Below are 18612 nucleotides of genomic sequence, written 5' to 3'. Positions count from 1 at the left end.
GCCGCCGTCGGCACGTCAAGCCGAGCTCAGGCTCAGGCCATCAACGCCCGCACGAAGTCGAGGAACACGCGCACTTTCGCGGAAACGAGGTTGGACGCGTGGTGATACGCGTAGAGCGGAAACGTCTCGTCCGCCCATTCCGGCAGCAGCGGCACCAGCCGCCCGTCGGCGAGGATGTCGCGCGCATAGAGCTCCAGCAACTGGGCAATCCCCGCGCCGCCCAGGCACGCGCCGAGCAGCATGCCCGTATCGTTGACCATCAGCCGGCCGGCGGCATCGAACGGCACCACCTCCTCGCCGCGATGGAATTCCCATTCGAACGGCCGCCCCGTCACCGGATCGCGGATCAGCACGCAGCGATGCCCGCTCGCGAGATCCCGCGGGTGCCGCGGTTCGCCGTGACGCGCGACATAGGCCGCCGACGCGCAGGTCAGCACGCGCGTTTCCAGCAGCAGCCGGGCGCGGTATGACGACGGTTCCGGAATGCCGAACCGCACCGCCACGTCGAACCCGTCGGCAACGAGGTCGCCCATCCGGTCGCGCACGCTGATCTCGACGGACAAGTCGGGAAAGCGGTCGAGAAACTCGGCCATCTTCGGCGCCAGCACGTAGTGGCCGAAAGTCGCATCGACGTTGACACGCAGCCGCCCCCTGACACGCGCCTTCGACTGGCCGGCGTCGAGCGCCGCGTCCTCGATACCGGCCAGCAGCGGCGCGACCGCTTCATAGAAGCGCCGCCCCTCGTCGGTCAGCGTGATCGCGCGCGCCGTGCGGTTGAAGATCCGGATGCCGACGCGCTCCTCCAGCCGGGCGACGGCACGGCTCACCGCCGGCTGCGTCAACCCCATCGCCTCACCGGCGCGCGCGAAGGTACCGGCCTCGATCACCGCGGAGAGCACACCGATCCCACTCAAAAGCCTGCTGTCGAACGCCATGAGACATACTTTCAGTCATTCTTGATCTGATCATTATTCATTATTTTTATTGATCGAGGAAGCCTACATTAGTCCTGTCGCCGGATCGCTCGGCACTCACCCCTACCAGGAGCAGGACATGAACACATCTGAACAGGTCGCACTCGTCACGGGTTCGTCGCGCGGCATCGGCGCGGAAATCGCCCGCCAGCTCGCCCGGGACGGCTTCCGGGTCGTCGTCAACTATGCCGGGAGCGCCGGCCCGGCCCGCGAAGTGGTCGACGCGATCGTCGCCAACGGGGGCCATGCCATCGCGGTGCAAGCGAGCGTCGCCGATCCCGCCGCCGTGGCCGCGCTGTTCGATACGGCGCGCGACACGTTCGGCGGACTCGACGTAGTGGTCAATTCAGCGGGCGTCATGAAGCTCGCCGCGATCGCCGAGTTCGATGACGCGGTGCTCGACGAAACGCTCGCCATCAACGTGAAAGGCACGTTCAACGTCTGTCGCGAAGCGGCGAAGCACGTGCGCGACGGCGGACGAATCATCAACCTGTCGACCAGCGTGATCGGCATGCGCATGCCGTCTTACGGCCTGTACGTCGCGAGCAAGGCCGCGGTCGAAAGCCTGACGCAGGTGCTCGCGCAGGAAATGCGCGGGCGCGGCGTCCGCGTGAATGCCGTCGCGCCGGGACCGGTCGCGACCGAGTTGTTCCTGCAGGGCAAGAGCCCCGAACTCGTCGATCGGCTCGCGAAGCTGAACCCGCTCGAGCGGCTCGGCCAGCCCGACGACATCGCGCGCGTCGTCGCCTTCCTCGCCGGCCCGGACGGCGCGTGGATCAACGGCCAGATCCTGCGCGCCAACGGCGGCATGTGCTGACGAACCGCTCGCTGCTGCCCCATCTTTCCGCCAGGAGATCGCTCATGAAGGAAGTCGTCCTCGTCACCGGCGCGTCCAGCGGCTTCGGCCTGCTGACGGCCCAGGCGCTCGCCCGCGCCGGCCATACCGTCTACGCGTCGATGCGCGAAAGCACCGGCCGCAACGCACCGCGCGTCGCCGCCATCGCCACCTACGCGCAGGAACACGGCATCGACCTGCGCACGGTCGAGCTCGACGTCGGCGACGACGCGTCCGTCGGTGCCGCCATCGACCGCGTGATCGCGGACAACGGCCGCCTGGACGTCATCGTCCACAATGCCGGCCACATGGTGTTCGGTCCGGCCGAAGCGTTCACGCCGGAGCAGATCGCGCAGCTCTACGACATCAACGTCGTGTCGACCCAGCGCGTGAACCGCGCTGCGCTGCCGCACCTGCGCCGCCAGGGGCGCGGCCTGCTCGTGTGGGTATCGTCGTCGTCCGCGCGCGGCGGTACGCCGCCGTTCCTCGCGCCCTACTTCGCCGCGAAGGCCGCGATGGACTCGCTCGCGGTGTCCTATGCGGCCGAACTGGCCCGCTGGGGCATCGAGACATCGATCGTCGTGCCGGGCGCCTTCACGCAGGGCACGAATCACTTCGCCCACGCAGGCAAGCCGGCCGACGCGACCGTTCAGGCCGCCTATGTCGACGGCCCCTATGCGGGCGTCGCCGAGCAGGCGCTTCAAGGCCTCGCCGCGCTCGAACCGGCGGACGCCGATGCCGGCACCGTCGCGACGGCGATTGCCGACATCGTCGCCGCCCCGGCCGGCAAGCGCCCGTACCGCGTCTTCGTCGATCCGTCGCAGGACGGCGCGGAGGAAGTGTTCCGCGTCGGCGATCGCATCCGCCGCGAGATGTTCAGGAACATCGGCCTCGCCGACCTGCTCGCGGCCCGCGTCAGCGGCTGATCCACCGCGCGCCGGCCACGCCGGCACGCCTCAGCCTTGTTCGCAGAACCCGAGGATCGCGTCGGCGACCGCCGCCGGCGCCTCGCGCTGCGGAAAGTGACCGACGCCGTCCAGCACGTTCCGCGCATAGCGCCCCGTGAAGAACCGCTCGCGCCCGGCCGAACTGTCCGGATGATTGCAGGTGTCCGCGCCGCCGTGCAGCACGAGCGTCGGCAGCGCCAGCACCGGCGCGGGATTCAGCCGCGCATCGTCGTCGGCATAGGCCGGCGTGCCCGGCGCGAACGCCCATCGATGCCGGTACGAATGCAGTACGACGTCGATCCAGTCGGGCCCGTCGAACGCGGCCGCGGCCGCCTCGAAATCGCTGTCGCGATACCAGCCCGGCGGCGACCACGTGTCCCACATCAAGCGGGCAAACGCGCGGCGATCGTCGCGCAATGCCTGCTCGCCGCGCGGCATCGCCATGAACCAGTGATACCAGTAGTTGCGCGCCTGCTGCAGCGACAGCGGCTGCCCAGGATCGTTGGTGCCGTACCCGACCGACAGCATCACCAGATGCGATGCGGCGCCATCGCGCAGCCCGCACGCGTTCGCGGCCGCCCGCGCACCCCAGTCGTGCCCGACCAGCAGGGGCCGCTCGATGCCGAGCGCATCGACGAAGTCGAGCAGGTCGCGCCCGATCGCCGCGAGCTGGCCGCTGCGCGGCACGGATGCGTCACGAAAGCGAGTGGGCGCAAAACCGCGCAGCGCGGGCGCGAGCACGCGGTAGCCGCGCGCGGCGAGCGCCGCCGCCACGGGCTCCCAACCGACAGGGCTGTCCGGCCAGCCGTGCAGCAGCACGGCCACGCGCTCGCCGCGCGGGTTCCATTCGAGATAGGCAATGTCGAGCGACGCGGTCGTCGCATGCGCATAGGTCGTCATCGTGCACTCCGTTGGTCGATCCGAATGCACGATCGTAGGCCGGCCTTTCATCATGATTCACGGAGTATCATTGCTAATTCATCGAGTATTGCGTTGAATTGATCCATGGAACCGCTGACCGATCCCGCGTCGACCGCCCTCGACATCACGCTGCTGCGCACCTTCCTCGCAGTCGTCGACAGCCGCGGGTTCGCGCCGGCCGCGGAACGGCTCGCGTTGACGCCGTCCGCCGTCAGCGGCCACATCAAGCGGCTCGAACAGGCGGCCGGCACGGTGCTGCTCGCGCGCACCACCCGTCGCATCGCGCTCACGCCGGCCGGCGACACGCTGTACGCATACGCGCGCAACATCGTCGACATGGAGCGCGAAGTGCGCGCGAGGCTGCGCGGCGCGCCGGCGCACGGGCCACTGCGGGTCGGCGCCTCGGAGGATTTCGCGGGCGCGTGGCTGCCGCACGTGCTGCGCGTGTTTCGCGACCGCCACCCGCGCACGTCGATCGAGCTGAAGGTGGGGATTACCGCGTCGCTGCTGCGCGAGCAGACGCTCGGCCGGCTCGACGTCGTGTTCGGCAAGCAGTGCCGGCAGGTCGACACGCCGGGCGAACTGCTGTGGGAAGAGCCGCTCGTGTGGGCGTTCGCGTCGGATCGCACGCTCGATGCCCGCGGCGAGGTGCCGCTCGCGCTGTTTCCGCAGCCGTGCGTCTATCGGGAAGCCGCCGTCGCGGCACTCGCCGCCGCGCTGCGGCCGTTCCGCGTGCTGTTCGAGAGCAGCAGCATGGCCGGCTGCGTGTCGGCCGCGCTCGCGGGCTTCGCGGTCACCGCGCTGGCGCGCAGCCAGCTGCGCGACGGCCTGCCGGCGCTGCCGGCCGCGCGTTTCTACGCGTTCGCGGCGAAACCGGATGGCGCCGGCGCGGCGTTGATCGACGCGGTGCGGGAAACCGGGCGCAGTCGGCAGTTCGCGGCGCTGCCCGCCTGAAACAGGCACGACGGCACGCAAGCACAACCGGCCGTGCAGGTCAGTCGCCCGCCGCGCCGTTGCCGCCGTTCGTCAGCGCCCTCGCCATCAGTTCCCCGAACCATTCGATGAAAGCATTGAGCCGGCGCGAACGATGGCGCCGGTGCGGATACACGGCCGACACATCCATCGGTGCGGCGCGGTGGCCGGGCATCACGTCGACGAGTGCGCCGCTGTCGAGCAGATGTTCGACGTCGAAGCGCGGAATCTGGATCAGCCCCATCCCTGCAATGCAGCTGGCGATATAGGTTTCTGCGTTGTTGACGATCACGCGGCTCGGCAGCGCGAGCGTGTGCCGCTGGCCGTCCGTGCAGTATTCCCAGTCGAGTTCGCGCCCGGTCGTCGGCGACGCATAGCCGATCGCCCAGTGTCCGTGCGGGAGCGCATCCGGATGCTCGGGCACGCCGCATTCGCGCAGGTAGTCGGGGCTCGCGCAGTTGATCAGCGTGAACTGCCCAAGCGGCCGCACGACGAGGCTGCTGTCGGCGAGCCGCCCGACGCGGATCGCACAGTCGACGCCCTCCTGCACCAGGTCGATCGAACGATCGGTCGAGCCGAGCGACAGTTGCAGCTTCGGATAACGGTGAAACAGCGACGGCAGCGCGGGCGCCACCATGCGGCGCGCGATCCGGCTCGGCACGTCGACGTTCAGCCGGCCGATTACATCGCGGTCGCGGCGGCGGAACAGGCGGTCGAGTTCGTCGGCCTCCGCGAGCAGGCGCCGGCCGCGTTCGAGCAGCAGCGCGCCGTCGGCGGTCAGCTGCACCTGGCGTGTCGTGCGGTGCAAGAGGCGCGTGCCGAGCCCCGTCTCCAGTTGCTGGACAGCCGCCGACACGGTCGCACGCGGCACGTCGAGCGCATGCGCGGCCTTGATGAAGCTGCCCATCTCGGCAACCTGCAGGAAGATTCTGACCTGATCCAGCTTGTCCATCGGCGGGGAACGTAGATTCGGACGAACGCCGCCGCCAGCCGTCGCGCGTCGCGGCAAGGTCAGGCGGCACAGGGAAAACGGGCACGCAGCCACGAGGCCGCGCGCCCGCCCATTGTCCACGCAAACACGCCATTGCGGTGCGCCGCGCGGCCCGTCACCGGGGCGGTTACTTGGTCGTGTAGCCGCCGTTGATCAGGATCGTCTGGCCGGTGATCCACCAGCCGTCGGTGACGAGATGGCGGATGAACGGCACGACGTCCTCGATGTCGGTCAGACCGGTCTTGCTGAACGGCGACAGCGCGGCCGCCGTCTTGTGGTACGCGACCGCATCGGCGCCTTCGGCCGGGTAGAAGAACGGCGTGTCCATCGGGCCGGGCCCGACGGCCGTCACCGAGATCCCGCGCGCACCGTATTCCTTCGACGCCGCGCGCGTGAAATGCTCGACCGGCGCCTTCGACCCTTCGTACGCCGCATAGAACGGCGTGAACGCGCCGAGTAGCGACGTCACGAGCGTGACGAGCTTGCCGTGATCCTCGAGGTGCCGCCCCGCTTCCTTGATGAAGAAGAACGCCGACTTGCTGTTGACCGCGAACATCTCGTCGTACTCGGCCTCGCTGATCTCGGTGAACGGCTTCTTCAGCACCTTGCCGACCGTGTTGATCGCGATGTCGATCTTGCCGAAGCGCTGCTTCGCGTCGTCGAACAGCTTCTCGACCGCAGCGGCCGTCGTCAGGTCGCCCTGGAACGTAGCCGCTTCCGCGCCGGCCGCACGCACCGCGGCGGCCGTCTCCTCGGCCTGCGCCTGCGATGCGGCGCTGTTGTAGTGAATCGCCACGGCCTTCGCGCCGTGGCTCGCCAGATCCCGCGCGATCAGACCACCGAGATTCTTTGCGCCACCTGCGATCAGGACGACCTTCTCTGCGAGCGTATGAGTTGCCACGGCTGACTCCTTTTTTCGTTGAACGAAGCTAGGAGTGTAGGCATGCGCGACGCACCGGTCAGCCGGGTACGGCTGGATGGATTATCCAGAAAAACGATCCAATCGAAGCGCCGTACTGCAGCCTGCCGCACCGACAGCCGCGCCGGAATCTGCCCTCGATTGACTGGCGCCGATGCCGGTGCCTGCTCAGCGCGCGTACAACGCCGCGTCGATCTTGCCGAGCAGCCACTGCATGCCCGCCAGATGCTGCTGGTCGTGGCTGCACAGGTAGTGGACGAGCCCGCGCACGGTCAGCGACCCGTAGCCGTCGAATTCCCCGGTGCGCGCGAGCTGTTCGGGCGTGAGACGCGACACGAGGTCCAGCGTCTCGCGCCGCGCTTCGCGGATCGCCGCGAGCACGTCGGACGCATACGCGTCGTTGTAGCGGCGCTCGATCGCGAGCGCGTCGCCGTCGATCGACACGAGCAGCGGCCGGTCTTCGTCGAGCATCCGCCGCAGCCGCACGTGATAGCCGTCGATCTCGATGTCGCGCACGTGGCAGAGCTGCCCGAGCGGCGAAAAATGCTCGCTCGGAATCCCGGCCCAGTCGTCGGGCGTCCAGCGCGCGTAGCCGTCGGGCACGGCTGCAAAATGGGCTTCGAGCTGACGTGGGAAATCGGCGAGTGCGTCGAGCGTCGTCGGATTCATGCGGAACTCCCGGTCGGATAGGGGCGGCGACAGCCCTGGCACGGGCCTGCCGTCGCCGTTGCGTCACTTCACGCTGAAGCCGTACGCGCCCTGCGTGCGGTGCCCGTCGGTCGCGACGGCTACCCATTTCACCGTATAGGCGCCGGTGCCGACCGCCGTGAGCGGGACCGACATCCGCTTGCGATTCGACGCGTCGATGCGCACTCGGCCGTCCGACACCGTCTTGCCGTCGCCGTCGACGACGACGATCGAGCTGAACGCCGGCTCCAGCGGCTCGGTGAAGTCGATCGTGACGGCGGCAGGTGCGGCAGCCACCGCCGCGCCCGCCGCCGGATCGCTCTTCGCGAGGTGCGCGTGCGCGAACGCCGCCGACGAGACGGTCGCGGCAACAATGACGGCAGCGGCGTTGCGGCCGAACGGGAACGAAGCAAAAGGCATGGACTTTCCGTGAAGAATGAACGGGCGCCGCGCCCCGCGCGGCGTACCGGCAGCTTACCAGCGCATGCGCGTTCACGCCGGTCGCGCGCCGCCGCTTGATAGAATGCGCGCGCTATGGATCTCGAAAGCATTCTCTACACCCAGGGCTTCGGCTCGCGCCGCCAGTGCCGCGGCCTGATCGAAGCGGGCCGCGTCGCCGTGGCGGGCGCCAGCGCGACCGACCCCGATGCCGCGTTCGATACCGACGGCCTCGTGTTCTCGGTCGACGATACGGCGTGGCCGTTCCACGCACGCGCCTATCTCGCGCTCAACAAGCCGGCCGGCTACGAGTGTTCGCGCGATCCGCAACACCACGCAAGCGTGTTCAGCCTGCTGCCTGCACCGCTCGTCGCGCGCGGCGTGCAGTGCGTCGGGCGTCTCGACCAGGACACCACGGGCCTGCTGCTGCTCTCCGACGACGGCCAGTTCGTGCACGCATACACGTCGCCGAAACGCAAGGTGCCGAAGACCTACGTGGCAACCGTGCGCCACCCGCTCGACGACACCCAGTTGAATGCACTGCGCACCGGCGTGCAGCTCCACGGCGAGCCGAAGCCGATCGCGGCGGTCACCGCCTACGCGCGCGACCCGCACGCACTCGCGCTGACCGTGCTCGAAGGCAAGTATCACCAGGTCAAACGCATGGTCGCGGCGGCGAGCAACCGCGTCGAAGCGCTGCATCGCGAAAGCATCGGCGGCTTCACGCTGCCGGACGACCTCGCGCCCGGCGCGTGGCGATGGCTCGATGACGCCGACCTTTCAGCGCTGCGCAATCCCGTCAAAACCCTGTAAGGGAAAATCCGCACGACCGTTCGACGCCCCGCCGCATCTCGGCCGCATGTTCCCCCGCTATACTGAAATCACAAGCTGTAAGAGAACAGCGATGCAGGGGGAGGCACCATGAGCAACCATACTTTTGAACTGTCGTCCGTGATGATCGCGTTCGCGGTCATCGGTGTCATCGTGATCGGCGGGCTGCTGGCCACGATGCACATGAAGCACAAATATCATCCGAACCTGATTGGCGCGCTGATCGGCGCGCTGCTGTGCTTCCTGCTGATCGAAGCGTTACCGGCGCTCACCTGATGCGCTGCCCGGCGCGAGCGTTTGAAGGAAATCGTCTACGGTCGGGTACCGCAACGTCACGCACAATTCGGCCTTGAGCCGTGCGTTGGACAAGCGCCGCGACTCGCGCATGAACGACAGCAGCGTCGGTTCGAGCTGACGCTCGGCGTCCGCGCGGCTGACGCGCGGCGGCCTCGGCAGGCCGAGCACCTGCGCGACCCGGTCGAAATACTCCCCCATCCGCAGTTCGCTGTCGTCCGACGCGTGCACGGCGCGTGCCGGCTTGCCGCGCTCGACCGCGCGGCGCAGGATCGCCGCGAGATCGTCCGCGTGGATGTGGTTCGTGTAGACGTCGTCGGCCGGCTCGAGTGCCGGCGTGCCGCGCTCGAGCCGTGCGATCGGCAGGCGGTTCGCCGCGTAGATGCCCGGAATGCGCACGATGCGCGCGGACAGCACACCGCGCACCGTCGCGGCACGCAGTTGCCGCTCGGCCGACACGCGCCGGAACGCGCGCGGATTCGCCGGGCGCAGCGGGTGCGTTTCGTCGATGCGCGCGCCGCCGCAATCGCCGTAAACGCCCGTCGTACTGGCGTAGACGAGCCTCGGCGCACGAAGGCCGTCGGGTACAATACGCGCTGCCCGAACGGGCGCGCCGGCCTGTCGGGTAGCGGTCCGCAGTGTGCGGAGCCGGCCGACCGCCGATGCCGGCGGTACCGGTGGCCGTCGCGCAGGCACGGTCGTTGCGGCGATCAGCGCACGCGTGCGCCGGTCGTCGCGGCCATCGGACTGCGGCGGTGCGAGATGCAGGATCGTGCGGGCCAGGCCCGCGAGGCGGCCAAGCGTCGCCCGGCGATCGAGGTCGCCGACGATCGGCGTCACGCCCGCGGCGCGCAGTTCGTCGCGGCGGGCCGGGTGGCTCGTCAGCGCGAAGATCCGCAGGTTGCGGCGCGTGTCGCGCCATTGCGCGACGCAGCGCATGCCGACGTCGCCGCAGCCGACGATCAGTGCGCGCGGCCGGCGCAGGATTCGAGTCGCGATCATGTTGGTTGCGAAATCAGTAGCCACCGTTGCGCGACGCGCAACGGGTTTGCATTGTAGCTGCCGTGCCCGACATGCACGGTCCCCCCATTTTGTTCTAGTTTGGTTCTATGGCATTCAACGTCACTCTCAAGCAAAGCGGCCGGCAATTCCAGGTCGAGTCGGATGAAACCGTGCTGGCGGCCGCGCTGCGCCAGAACGTCCATCTGCCGTACGGCTGCAAGAACGGCGCGTGCGGCTCCTGCAAGGGCCAGATCGTGTCGGGCCAGATCGAACAGGGCCCGCACGCCGCGTCGGCGCTGTCCAACGACGAACGCACGCGCGGCCTCGCGCTGCTGTGCTGCTCGAAGGCGCAATGCGATCTCGAAATCGACGTGCGTGAAATCGCCGGCGTCGACGGCGTGCAGGTCAAGAAGCTGCCGTGCCGGATCGCCGCGCTCGAGCGCAAGGCCGACGACGTGATGGTCGTGAAGCTGCAACTGCCCGCCAATGAACGCCTGCAGTATCTCGCGGGCCAGTACGTCGAATTCATCCTGAAGGACGGCTCGCGCCGCAGCTACTCGATGGCGAATGCGCCGCACGAGGAAGGCCCGATCGAGCTGCACATCCGCCACATGCCGGGCGGCAAGTTCACCGACCACGTGTTCGGCGCGATGAAGGAGCGCGACATCCTGCGCTTCGAAGGCCCGCTCGGCACGTTCTTCCTGCGTGAGGATTCCGACAAGCCGATCGTGCTGCTCGCATCGGGCACGGGCTTCGCGCCGATCAAGGCGATCATCGAGCACGTGAAGCACACGGGCATCACGCGCCCGATGACGCTCTACTGGGGCGCGCGCCGCAAGAAGGACATCTACCTCGGCGAGCTCGCCGAGCAGTGGGCACGCGAGATCCCGAACTTCAAGTACGTGCCGGTGCTCTCCGAGCCGGACGCCGGCGATCAATGGACGGGCCGCACCGGCTTCGTCCATCGCGCGGTGATCGAGGACCTGCCCGATCTGTCGGGTCACCAGGTGTACGCGTGCGGCGCGCCGGTGATGGTCGAATCCGCGCAGCGCGACTTCACGCAGCACCACGCACTGCCGGCCGACGAGTTCTATGCGGACTCGTTCACGAGCGCCGCCGATCTCGCGCATCCGGTCTGAGGCCCGCGCACCCGCGTACGGCACGGCGCGCCGCGATGTCACATCCGTGGCATCGCGCCGGTTTACAGTGAGGCGCGGGATGCCTTATGCTTGCGCACATGAACCGCTTCCTGTCCGCCCTTCGACGTCGCCGCTCGCCGCTCCGCCCGGATGCCGCCGGCTCGTCACGGACTCGCGCGTAACCCCCACACCGCTTCACCGGTTACGCACAAGCTGTTCGACCCACCAGCCACGGCCTTCCGTGGCTTTTTTGTTGCCTGTTTCCCTTTCAACGTCCGCTGGAGTCTGCTGCCATGCCCCTGAACGATTATCCGATCGACTCGCTGATGTACATCACGAACCGCCCCGACATCGTGTTTACGCACGGCAAGGGTTCGTGGCTCTACGATCACACGGGCAAGCGCTATCTGGACTTCATCCAGGGCTGGGCCGTCAACAGCCTCGGCCACTGCAACGAAGGCATCGTCGACGCGCTGAAGACGCAGGCCGAAAAACTGCTGAACCCGTCGCCCGCGTTCTACAACGAACCGATGGCGAAGCTCGCGGGCCTGCTCACGCAGCACAGCGTGTTCGACAAGGTGTTCTTCACGAACAGCGGCGCGGAAGCGAACGAAGGCGCGATCAAGCTCGCGCGCAAGTGGGGCCGCAAGTTCAAGAACGGCGCGTACGAGATCATCACGTTCGACCACAGCTTCCACGGCCGCACGCTCGCGACGATGTCGGCCAGCGGCAAGCCGGGCTGGGACACGATCTACGCACCGCAGGTGCCGGGCTTCCCGAAGGCCGAGCTGAACGACATCAACTCGGTCGAGAAGCTGATCACCGACAAGACCGTCGCGGTGATGCTCGAGCCGATCCAGGGCGAAGGCGGCGTGATTCCGGCCACGCGTGAATTCATGCAGGCGCTGCGCGCGCTGACGAAGCAGCACAACCTGCTGCTGATCGTCGACGAAGTGCAAAGCGGCTGCGGCCGCGCGGGCACGCTGTTCGCGTACGAGCTGTCCGGCATCGAGCCGGACGTCATGACGCTCGCGAAAGGCATCGGCGGCGGCGCCCCGCTCGGCGCGCTGCTGTCGAAAGCCGAGTTCGCGGTGTTCGAGGCCGGCGACCAGGGCGGCACATACAACGGCAACCCGCTGATGACGGCGGTCGGCTACTCGGTGATCTCGCAGCTCGTCGCACCGGGCTTCCTCGAAGGTGTGCGGGCGCGCAGCGAATACCTGAAGCGCAAGCTGCTCGAGCTGTCGGAAGAGCGCGGCTTCGAAGGCGAACGCGGCGAAGGCCTGCTGCGCGCGCTGCTGCTTGGCAAGGACATCGGCCCGCAGATCGTCGAGAAGGCGCGCGACATGCAGCCCGACGGCCTGCTGCTGAACGCCGCGCGGCCGAACCTGCTGCGCTTCATGCCCGCACTGAACGTGACGACCGAGGAAATCGACCAGATGATGGCGATGCTGCGGTCGGTTCTCGACACGCTCTAAGGAGAGCCCGCCGATGGATGCCGCCGCCGATGCTGTCGCAATCCGCCCGTTCGAACGCGCCGACACCGATGCCGTGCTCGCGGTATGGCGCGACGCGTTCCCGCAGTACGAAGACGCGGATGCGCCGCCGCACCGCAATCCGCTGCGATCGATCGAGCTGAAGCTCGCGACGCAGCCGGAACTGTTCTTCGTCGCAACTAGCGGCGCCCGCGTGGTCGGCACGCTGATGGCGGGTTTCGACGGACATCGCGGCTGGCTCTACTCGTTCGGCGTATCAAACGACGCACGCCGGCTCGGCATCGGCCGCGCGCTGATCGCGCATGCGGAACGCGCGCTCGCCGCACGCGGCTGCCTGAAGATCAATCTGCAGGTGCTGCCCGGCAACGACGATGCGTGCCGCTTCTACGCGGCGCTCGGCTATCGCGTCGAGGAACGCATCTCGTTCGGCAAGACGCTGCCGGCCTCGTGAAGCAGAGGCCGGCAGCCCGCCACTTCAGCGCGTGATCGGCCCAGCGCCCGGCAGCGGATTGCCGAGCGCGTCGGTCGGCACGGCCTGCCGCTCGAATGCAGCGAAATACGCGGCCCACTGCGTATCGCTCACGCGCACGATCAGCGCGCCGTCCTGCCAGATGTCGTTGTGATCGTTGTGGTCGTCGCCCGCACGGTGCAGATAGTTCGAGCCGGTCGAACCCTGGTTCATGTGCGTGTCGTGGATGCCGTTGCCTTCCGAATACGAGCGGCCGAACACGACGACGTCGAGCCCCTGCGACTGTGCGGCGTTCACCAGCCGCAGCAGCGACGGTATCGGCTCCTGATGCTCCGTACCGTCCATCACGGCGCTCGGGCGCCATGCGCCCGTTTCGTTCAGGATGTCGCTGCGCAGGTAGTCGAGCGCGGGCAATGCTGCCTGCCCCGTCAGGTCCGTATAGCCTTCGGCCGCGGCCGCGAGCGTCTGCGTGATCGGATGGTGGAAATCGTAGACGAGCTTGTAGTTCAGCAGGTCGTCCGCGTCGTTGGTGCCGACGTTGATCGCGACGTCCCAGTCGCCTCCGGGCAGCGCCAGCGTCAGGTGGATGTGATACTGGATCTCGCTGCCGTGCGGCGAGCCCTTCAGCTTCGCCACCGATGTCACCTTCGCCTTCACGAAACCGTAGTCCAGACTCATGCGTGCTCTCCGTGTGCCGATCGGCCGTCGATGCTACGCGGCCCGTGTGACGGTTGGCAGGCGACCGGTAACGAGCGGCCGCCCCCACCGTTCCCGCGCCGCGTATGCGGCCCGACAGTCGAATGGAGTCGCGCTCGCACGCACAAGTTCGACCGGAATCGCATGACACGAAAAAAAGGCTGTCACGGCATCCCGTGACAGCCTTTCGAAAGCCCGTGTGCGACGCGCCCGGCATCTGCCGTCGCGCGCCCGCGGGCCCGCTCATTCACTCACTCATTCACCCAGGTAAGCGGCACGCACCTTCGGATCGTCGAGCATCTGCTTCGCATCGCCTTCCATCGTGACCGTGCCCGAATCCATCACGTAGCCACGGTCGGCCGCCTGCAGCGCGAGGCGGGCGTTCTGCTCGACGAGCAGCACCGTGATGCCCTCCTTCGAGATTTCACGCACCACTTCGAAGATCTTCTCGACCATGATCGGCGACAGCCCCATCGACGGCTCGTCGAGCAGCAGCAGCTTCGGCTTCGAGAGAATCGCGCGCGACATCGCCAGCATCTGCTGCTCGCCGCCCGACAGCGTGCCCGCGAGCTGCGTCGCACGCTCCTTCAGGCGCGGGAAGAAGCCGAACATGCGGTCGACGTCCTTCTTGATCTGCTCGCTGTCGTTGCGCAGGTACGCGCCCATCTGCATGTTCTCGACGATCGACATCCGCGCGAAGATCCCGCGGCCTTCCGGCACCATCGCGAGGCCGCGCTTGAGCAGCTCGTGCGTCGGCATGCCCTTGATCGACTTGCCCTCGTACTCGATGTCGCCGGCCGAATACGCCTTGAGACCCGTGATCGCCTTCATCGTCGTGGTCTTGCCTGCGCCGTTCGCGCCGATCAGCGTCACGAGTTCGCCCTGGCGGACTTCCATGTCAACGCCCTTGACGGCCTGGATGCCGCCGTAGTTGACCTGCAAGCCCTTGATTTTCAACATTGCCGCTGCCATCAGTGCACCCCTGCGCCGAGATATGCCTCAATCACCTTCGGATTCTTCTGCACGTCCTGCGGCAGACCCTCGGCGATCACCTTGCCGTAATCGAGCACCGTCATCCGGTTGCACAGCCCCATCACGAGCTTCACGTCGTGCTCGATCAGGAGAATCGTGCGGCCGTCCGAGCGGATCTTGTCGAGCAGGCGCGTGAGTTCGACCTTCTCGGTCGCATTCATCCCGGCCGCCGGCTCGTCGAGCGCGAGCAGCTTCGGGTCGGTGGCCAGTGCGCGCGCGATCTCGAGACGGCGCTGGTGGCCGTACGACAGGTTGCGCGACGTGTAGTCGGCGTACTGCAGCACGCCGACGTATTCGAGCAGCTCGATCGCGCGTTCCTTGATCTCGCGCTCTTCCTGGCGCTCGGCCGGCGTCTGGAACACCGCGCCGAGCAGCCCGTGCTTGGTACGCACGTGGCGGCCCACCATCACGTTCTCGAGGGCCGTCATCCCGCCGAACAGGCGGATGTTCTGGAACGTGCGCGCGATGCCCGTCTTCGCGACCTGATGCACCGCGGTCGGCTTGTATTCCGTGCCGTCGAGCTTGAACTCGCCGGAGTCCGGCGTATAGAGGCCCGTGATCACGTTGAAGAACGTCGTCTTGCCGGCGCCGTTCGGGCCGATCAGGCCATAGATCTCGCCTTCCTTGATCTCGAGGCCGACGTCGGACAGCGCCTGCAGGCCACCGAAGCGCTTGTTCACGCCTTTGACGGACAGTCGGATTTGTTTGTCGCTCATGTGTGTATCCCCTTGTCCGTAGGTTAAGCGCGCACCGGCTTCTTGCTGGCGCGCTTCGCCAGTTTCGCGATCTTGTCCTCATGCTTCGGCGCGGGCCACAGGCCTTCCGAGCGGTACAGCATGATGACCACCATCGCGAGGCCGTACAGCGCCTGACGGATCACTTCCGTATCGACGACGTCGTGGCCGAACAGCGCGTGCTGCAGCGGGCTCATCGTCGAACGCAGGAATTCCGGGAAGATCGCGAGCAGCACCGCGCCCAGGATCACGCCCGGGATGTGGCCCATGCCGCCGAGCACCACGCATGCGAGCACGACGATCGATTCCCAGAACGTGAACGATTCCGGCGACACGAAGCCCTGGAACGAACCGAACATCGCACCCGACAGGCCGCCGAACGACGCGCCCATCGCGAATGCGAGCAGCTTCACGTTGCGGGTGTTGATGCCCATCGCCTTTGCCGCGATCTCGTCTTCGCGGATCGCCGCCCATGCACGGCCGATACGCGAGTGCTGCAGGCGCGTACACACCCAGATCACCAGCAGCGAGCACAGCACGAACAGGTAGTAGTACATGTAGACCGACGGCAGCTGGATCCCGAACAGCGAGTGCGTCTGCGCGAGGCTGAAGTCGCCGATGTGCACCGGATCGATGCCCGTGATCCCCTTCGGGCCGTTGGTGATGTTCACCGGACGGTCGAGGTTGTTCATGAAGATCCGGACGATTTCACCGAAGCCGAGCGTCACGATCGCCAGGTAGTCGCCGCGCAGGCGCAGCGTCGGCGCGCCGAGCAGGATCCCGAAGGTCGCCGCCAGCGCCATTGCGATCGGCACGATGATCAGGAACGGGATGTGCAGCCCGTTCGGCGCGAGCGCCGCGATCCACTCGAACTGCGAGCTCAGGTGCGGCGAGCTCAACAATGCCGCCGTGTACGCACCCACCGCGTAGAACGCGATGTAGCCGAGGTCGAGCAGGCCGGCGAAGCCGACCACCACGTTCAGGCCCAGCGCGAGCATCACGTACAGCATCGCGAAGTCGAGCACGCGGACCCAGTAGTTGCCGCCGGCCGAGCCGATGATGATCGGCGCCGCGATCACGAAGACCGCGGTCAGGAGGCCGATGATGACGGTCTTGGTGGTGTTGCGCTCTTCGACGAGCGACGTCGAGGATTCGATCGGTTGAATGGATGTCATGTTGTTTGCTCCCTTCCGTTACGCGCGATCCGCGACACGTTCGCCCAGCAGGCCGGACGGACGGAACACCAGCACGATGATCAGCACGACGAAGGCGAACACGTCCTGGTAGTTACTGCCGAATACGCCGCCCGTGAGGTTGCCGATATAGCCGGCCCCGAGCTGCTCGATCAGGCCGAGCAGCACGCCGCCGACCATCGCACCGCCGAGGTTGCCGATCCCGCCCAGCACCGCGGCCGTGAATGCCTTCATGCCGGGGATGAAGCCCATGTAGAAGTGCACGTTGCCGTATTCGGATGCAATCATCACGCCGGCCAGCGCGGCGAGCGCGGAGCCGATCATGAACGTCGCGGAGATCACGAAGTTCGGGTTCACGCCCATCAGGCTCGCGGTGTTCGGGCTTTCGGCGATCGCGCGCATCGCGCGGCCGAGCTTGGTCTTGTGCACGAGCAGCAGCAGGCCGCCCATCACGATGAACGCCACCGCGATGATCACGATTTCAGTCACCGAGATCACGGCGCCGGGCGTCGTGTCCGTTGCCTTGATCACGTTGATCGGATCGGTCGGCAGCAATTGCGGGAACGGCAGCGGGTTGCGCGACCAGATGATCATCGCGGCGGTCTGCAGCAGGATCGACACGCCGATCGCGGTGATCAGCGGGGCGAGGCGCGGTGCGCGACGCAGCGGCCGGTAGGCGACCCGTTCGATCGTGAAGCCGACGAATGCACAGACGACTGCGGCGATACCCAGGCCGATCGTCAGTGTCGCGACGTTGCCGAGTCCGGGGAAATGGTTCTGCAGCACGGTGATGGCCGACAGGGCGACCATCGCGCCGATCATCAGCACGTCGCCATGCGCGAAGTTGATGATGCCGAGAATGCCGTACACCATCGTGTAGCCCAACGCGATGATGGCGTAGACACTGCCGAGCACCAGCCCGTTGAGAACCTGCTGGACGAAAATATCCATTTAAAGCTCCTTGGCCCGTGCTGCCGGAGGACGTTGCGCCCCGCGGGTAAGCGAGGAATCGCGCCTTCTCGGCGACACTGCGGGTACTAGTCGATACCGGTAAGGGTGGATCGTCCCGGCGCGCGCGGCCCGGCCTGTACGGCCGGACCTGCCGCCGGAGCGGATACAAAAACGGCACCGCACTGTTCCGGTGCCGTCATGAGTCCCGTCGCTAAATCGTCACGACATCGAGGACGGTGTTCGTGGCCTCCTTGAAGTCGTAGGGCAGCATGCCGAGACGGCCATCGTCCGGTTGCCCGGCATCCGTGCCTTTTCCTGTCCGGTGCGAGGCAAGCCCCGCACCCGGGCAGATCGGATTCCGTGCCGCGTTGCCTCGCAAGGCACCGCGAACACCGCACCCGACATTCGTCAGGACTGCGTCGGAATCCATCGTACGAACCAGACCGCGCGCCGCGACATCATTGCTCGCGGCAACGCGCTGTTTCGTCGAATCGAAATGAAAGGGGACCGGCGACATCGGCACGCTGCCCGCATCGCCGGGCACCCTGGCCGGCCTGCGTCGATCGGCGCGCACGGTCGCTGTCACGCCACGACCGGCGGCCTGCTGTGCTGCAACCTGCGTGCCCGCAGCCTGGCCGTTCGCCAGGCCAAACGCGTTGATTTCCTCGATCGCCAAACGTGCCCCGTTTCCCTTGTCCTTGCCCAATTGCGCGGTGCGGCACGCGAACGGTGCTGCACGACCGGTTCCGGCGACGCGCACGCCGCTGGCCGGCGGTGCCGCAAACGCCGCAGCCTCCCCCGCCTCGTCGTCGCTCTTTTTACTGCAGCCGGCAAGCATTGCAACCGGTGCGGCGACGGACATGGCGTAAGCCGACTTCACATGCATTGAGTGGTCTCCCGCGCCTTGCCAAAATCCGATTTCAAAGCCATTCAGGCCTGAAAACGGGCGCATTGTAACTCCATTTATAGGACGCCAATAATCCTGATTCGATGGGGTTTTCCTGCATTGCAACCAATTTTGAGAGACGCTTGGAAGCGCGCAGAGCAACCTGGTTGCACCATTCATCCGAATAATGGTTGCGATTGCGATT

Annotated in this window: 21 protein-coding genes; 8 read left to right on the top strand and 13 right to left on the bottom strand. The window is 67.1% G+C overall.

Annotated elements, in window-relative coordinates:
* Positions 1-32 precede the first annotated feature (32 nt).
* A complete protein-coding gene (locus tag C5O79_RS09000) occupies positions 33-935 on the bottom strand; it encodes a LysR family transcriptional regulator (protein ID WP_046544611.1) in 903 nt (300 codons plus the stop codon).
* Between the two features lie 118 nt (positions 936-1053).
* On the opposite strand from C5O79_RS09000, the gene C5O79_RS08995 reads away from it, so the two are divergent.
* Positions 1054-1791: an SDR family oxidoreductase gene (locus C5O79_RS08995; RefSeq protein WP_122474253.1), complete on the top strand. Its 738-nt coding sequence runs from the start codon at positions 1054-1056 to the stop codon at positions 1789-1791.
* A gap of 44 nt (positions 1792-1835) precedes the next feature.
* Complete coding sequence (locus tag C5O79_RS08990) at positions 1836-2735, top strand: SDR family oxidoreductase (RefSeq protein ID WP_047852528.1); 900 nt, start codon at positions 1836-1838, stop codon at positions 2733-2735.
* A 30-nt stretch (positions 2736-2765) separates the two neighbouring features.
* Here C5O79_RS08990 and C5O79_RS08985 read toward each other — a convergent pair whose 3' ends face one another.
* On the bottom strand, positions 2766-3656 hold the full coding sequence (locus tag C5O79_RS08985) for an alpha/beta hydrolase (RefSeq protein WP_122474254.1): 891 nt from the start codon (positions 3654-3656) through the stop codon (positions 2766-2768).
* A 105-nt stretch (positions 3657-3761) separates the two neighbouring features.
* Here C5O79_RS08985 and C5O79_RS08980 point away from each other — a divergent pair, with 105 nt between their 5' ends.
* Positions 3762-4631 carry a LysR family transcriptional regulator gene (locus C5O79_RS08980; RefSeq protein ID WP_122474255.1) on the top strand — a complete coding sequence of 290 codons (870 nt, stop codon included), beginning with the start codon at positions 3762-3764 and terminating at the stop codon, positions 4629-4631.
* Between the two features lie 40 nt (positions 4632-4671).
* Here C5O79_RS08980 and C5O79_RS08975 read toward each other — a convergent pair whose 3' ends face one another.
* From C5O79_RS08975 to copC, 4 genes are all read right to left on the bottom strand, one after another.
* Positions 4672-5601: a LysR family transcriptional regulator gene (locus C5O79_RS08975; protein ID WP_122474256.1), complete on the bottom strand. Its 930-nt coding sequence runs from the start codon at positions 5599-5601 to the stop codon at positions 4672-4674.
* 166 nt (positions 5602-5767) lie between these two features.
* Positions 5768-6541, bottom strand: a complete 774-nt coding sequence (locus tag C5O79_RS08970) for an SDR family oxidoreductase (protein WP_046544605.1) — start codon at positions 6539-6541, stop codon at positions 5768-5770.
* A 186-nt stretch (positions 6542-6727) separates the two neighbouring features.
* Positions 6728-7228 carry a DinB family protein gene (locus C5O79_RS08965; RefSeq protein ID WP_047852531.1) on the bottom strand — a complete coding sequence of 167 codons (501 nt, stop codon included), beginning with the start codon at positions 7226-7228 and terminating at the stop codon, positions 6728-6730.
* Positions 7229-7291: 63 nt separating this feature from the next.
* A complete protein-coding gene (copC, locus tag C5O79_RS08960) occupies positions 7292-7666 on the bottom strand; it encodes a copper homeostasis periplasmic binding protein CopC (RefSeq protein ID WP_047852532.1) in 375 nt (124 codons plus the stop codon).
* A 114-nt stretch (positions 7667-7780) separates the two neighbouring features.
* Here copC and C5O79_RS08955 point away from each other — a divergent pair, with 114 nt between their 5' ends.
* A complete protein-coding gene (locus C5O79_RS08955; RefSeq protein ID WP_046544602.1) occupies positions 7781-8497 on the top strand; it encodes a 16S rRNA pseudouridine(516) synthase in 717 nt (238 codons plus the stop codon).
* Positions 8498-8605: 108 nt separating this feature from the next.
* Complete coding sequence (locus C5O79_RS08950) at positions 8606-8791, top strand: hypothetical protein (RefSeq protein WP_047852533.1); 186 nt, start codon at positions 8606-8608, stop codon at positions 8789-8791.
* Here the strand turns inward: C5O79_RS08950 and C5O79_RS08945 are convergent.
* Complete coding sequence (locus tag C5O79_RS08945) at positions 8774-9811, bottom strand: NAD-dependent epimerase/dehydratase family protein (RefSeq protein ID WP_122474257.1); 1038 nt, start codon at positions 9809-9811, stop codon at positions 8774-8776. The genes C5O79_RS08950 and C5O79_RS08945 overlap by 18 nt on opposite strands.
* A gap of 107 nt (positions 9812-9918) precedes the next feature.
* Here C5O79_RS08945 and C5O79_RS08940 point away from each other — a divergent pair, with 107 nt between their 5' ends.
* The 3 genes from C5O79_RS08940 (at position 9919) to C5O79_RS08930 (ending at position 12897) form a co-directional block, all read left to right on the top strand.
* A complete protein-coding gene (locus C5O79_RS08940) occupies positions 9919-10950 on the top strand; it encodes a CDP-6-deoxy-delta-3,4-glucoseen reductase (protein ID WP_039368138.1) in 1032 nt (343 codons plus the stop codon).
* A gap of 293 nt (positions 10951-11243) precedes the next feature.
* On the top strand, positions 11244-12428 hold the full coding sequence (locus C5O79_RS08935) for an acetylornithine transaminase (protein ID WP_071334868.1): 1185 nt from the start codon (positions 11244-11246) through the stop codon (positions 12426-12428).
* Positions 12429-12441: 13 nt separating this feature from the next.
* Positions 12442-12897 carry a GNAT family acetyltransferase gene (locus tag C5O79_RS08930; RefSeq protein ID WP_122474259.1) on the top strand — a complete coding sequence of 152 codons (456 nt, stop codon included), beginning with the start codon at positions 12442-12444 and terminating at the stop codon, positions 12895-12897.
* A gap of 24 nt (positions 12898-12921) precedes the next feature.
* On the opposite strand, the gene C5O79_RS08925 is transcribed toward C5O79_RS08930, so the two are convergent.
* From C5O79_RS08925 to C5O79_RS08900, 6 genes are all read right to left on the bottom strand, one after another.
* On the bottom strand, positions 12922-13593 hold the full coding sequence (locus C5O79_RS08925) for a DUF2278 family protein (protein WP_047852536.1): 672 nt from the start codon (positions 13591-13593) through the stop codon (positions 12922-12924).
* 273 nt (positions 13594-13866) lie between these two features.
* A complete protein-coding gene (locus C5O79_RS08920; protein WP_122474260.1) occupies positions 13867-14583 on the bottom strand; it encodes an ABC transporter ATP-binding protein in 717 nt (238 codons plus the stop codon).
* Positions 14583-15359, bottom strand: a complete 777-nt coding sequence (locus C5O79_RS08915) for an ABC transporter ATP-binding protein (protein WP_011352945.1) — start codon at positions 15357-15359, stop codon at positions 14583-14585. Before C5O79_RS08915 ends, C5O79_RS08920 begins: the two co-directional genes overlap by 1 nt.
* Before the next feature lie 23 nt (positions 15360-15382).
* A complete protein-coding gene (locus C5O79_RS08910) occupies positions 15383-16552 on the bottom strand; it encodes an ABC transporter ATP-binding protein (RefSeq protein ID WP_039368160.1) in 1170 nt (389 codons plus the stop codon).
* An 18-nt stretch (positions 16553-16570) separates the two neighbouring features.
* Complete coding sequence (locus tag C5O79_RS08905; protein WP_006478051.1) at positions 16571-17521, bottom strand: branched-chain amino acid ABC transporter permease; 951 nt, start codon at positions 17519-17521, stop codon at positions 16571-16573.
* A 211-nt stretch (positions 17522-17732) separates the two neighbouring features.
* Entirely contained in the window at positions 17733-18407 is a 675-nt protein-coding gene (locus C5O79_RS08900; RefSeq protein WP_046544595.1) for an amino acid-binding protein, read from the bottom strand.
* Positions 18408-18612 lie beyond the last annotated feature (205 nt).

The sequence above is a fragment of the Burkholderia sp. SRS-25 genome (genome assembly GCF_004343765.1).
Lineage (GTDB): Bacteria > Pseudomonadota > Gammaproteobacteria > Burkholderiales > Burkholderiaceae > Burkholderia > Burkholderia contaminans.
This window is presented reverse-complemented; position numbering and strand designations above follow the sequence as displayed.

Coding starts and splice junctions, on each gene's coding strand:
- C5O79_RS09000 (WP_046544611.1), bottom strand. CDS start 935: ATGGCGTTCGACAGCAGGCTTTTGAGTGGGATCGGTGTGCTCTCCGCG.
- C5O79_RS08995 (WP_122474253.1), top strand. CDS start 1,054: ATGAACACATCTGAACAGGTCGCACTCGTCACGGGTTCGTCGCGCGGC.
- C5O79_RS08990 (WP_047852528.1), top strand. CDS start 1,836: ATGAAGGAAGTCGTCCTCGTCACCGGCGCGTCCAGCGGCTTCGGCCTG.
- C5O79_RS08985 (WP_122474254.1), bottom strand. CDS start 3,656: ATGACGACCTATGCGCATGCGACGACCGCGTCGCTCGACATTGCCTAT.
- C5O79_RS08980 (WP_122474255.1), top strand. CDS start 3,762: ATGGAACCGCTGACCGATCCCGCGTCGACCGCCCTCGACATCACGCTG.
- C5O79_RS08975 (WP_122474256.1), bottom strand. CDS start 5,601: ATGGACAAGCTGGATCAGGTCAGAATCTTCCTGCAGGTTGCCGAGATG.
- C5O79_RS08965 (WP_047852531.1), bottom strand. CDS start 7,228: ATGAATCCGACGACGCTCGACGCACTCGCCGATTTCCCACGTCAGCTC.
- copC (WP_047852532.1), bottom strand. CDS start 7,666: ATGCCTTTTGCTTCGTTCCCGTTCGGCCGCAACGCCGCTGCCGTCATT.
- C5O79_RS08955 (WP_046544602.1), top strand. CDS start 7,781: ATGGATCTCGAAAGCATTCTCTACACCCAGGGCTTCGGCTCGCGCCGC.
- C5O79_RS08950 (WP_047852533.1), top strand. CDS start 8,606: ATGAGCAACCATACTTTTGAACTGTCGTCCGTGATGATCGCGTTCGCG.
- C5O79_RS08945 (WP_122474257.1), bottom strand. CDS start 9,811: ATGATCGCGACTCGAATCCTGCGCCGGCCGCGCGCACTGATCGTCGGC.
- C5O79_RS08940 (WP_039368138.1), top strand. CDS start 9,919: ATGGCATTCAACGTCACTCTCAAGCAAAGCGGCCGGCAATTCCAGGTC.
- C5O79_RS08935 (WP_071334868.1), top strand. CDS start 11,244: ATGCCCCTGAACGATTATCCGATCGACTCGCTGATGTACATCACGAAC.
- C5O79_RS08930 (WP_122474259.1), top strand. CDS start 12,442: ATGGATGCCGCCGCCGATGCTGTCGCAATCCGCCCGTTCGAACGCGCC.
- C5O79_RS08925 (WP_047852536.1), bottom strand. CDS start 13,593: ATGAGTCTGGACTACGGTTTCGTGAAGGCGAAGGTGACATCGGTGGCG.
- C5O79_RS08920 (WP_122474260.1), bottom strand. CDS start 14,583: ATGGCAGCGGCAATGTTGAAAATCAAGGGCTTGCAGGTCAACTACGGC.
- C5O79_RS08915 (WP_011352945.1), bottom strand. CDS start 15,359: ATGAGCGACAAACAAATCCGACTGTCCGTCAAAGGCGTGAACAAGCGC.
- C5O79_RS08910 (WP_039368160.1), bottom strand. CDS start 16,552: ATGACATCCATTCAACCGATCGAATCCTCGACGTCGCTCGTCGAAGAG.
- C5O79_RS08905 (WP_006478051.1), bottom strand. CDS start 17,521: ATGGATATTTTCGTCCAGCAGGTTCTCAACGGGCTGGTGCTCGGCAGT.
- C5O79_RS08900 (WP_046544595.1), bottom strand. CDS start 18,407: ATGCATGTGAAGTCGGCTTACGCCATGTCCGTCGCCGCACCGGTTGCA.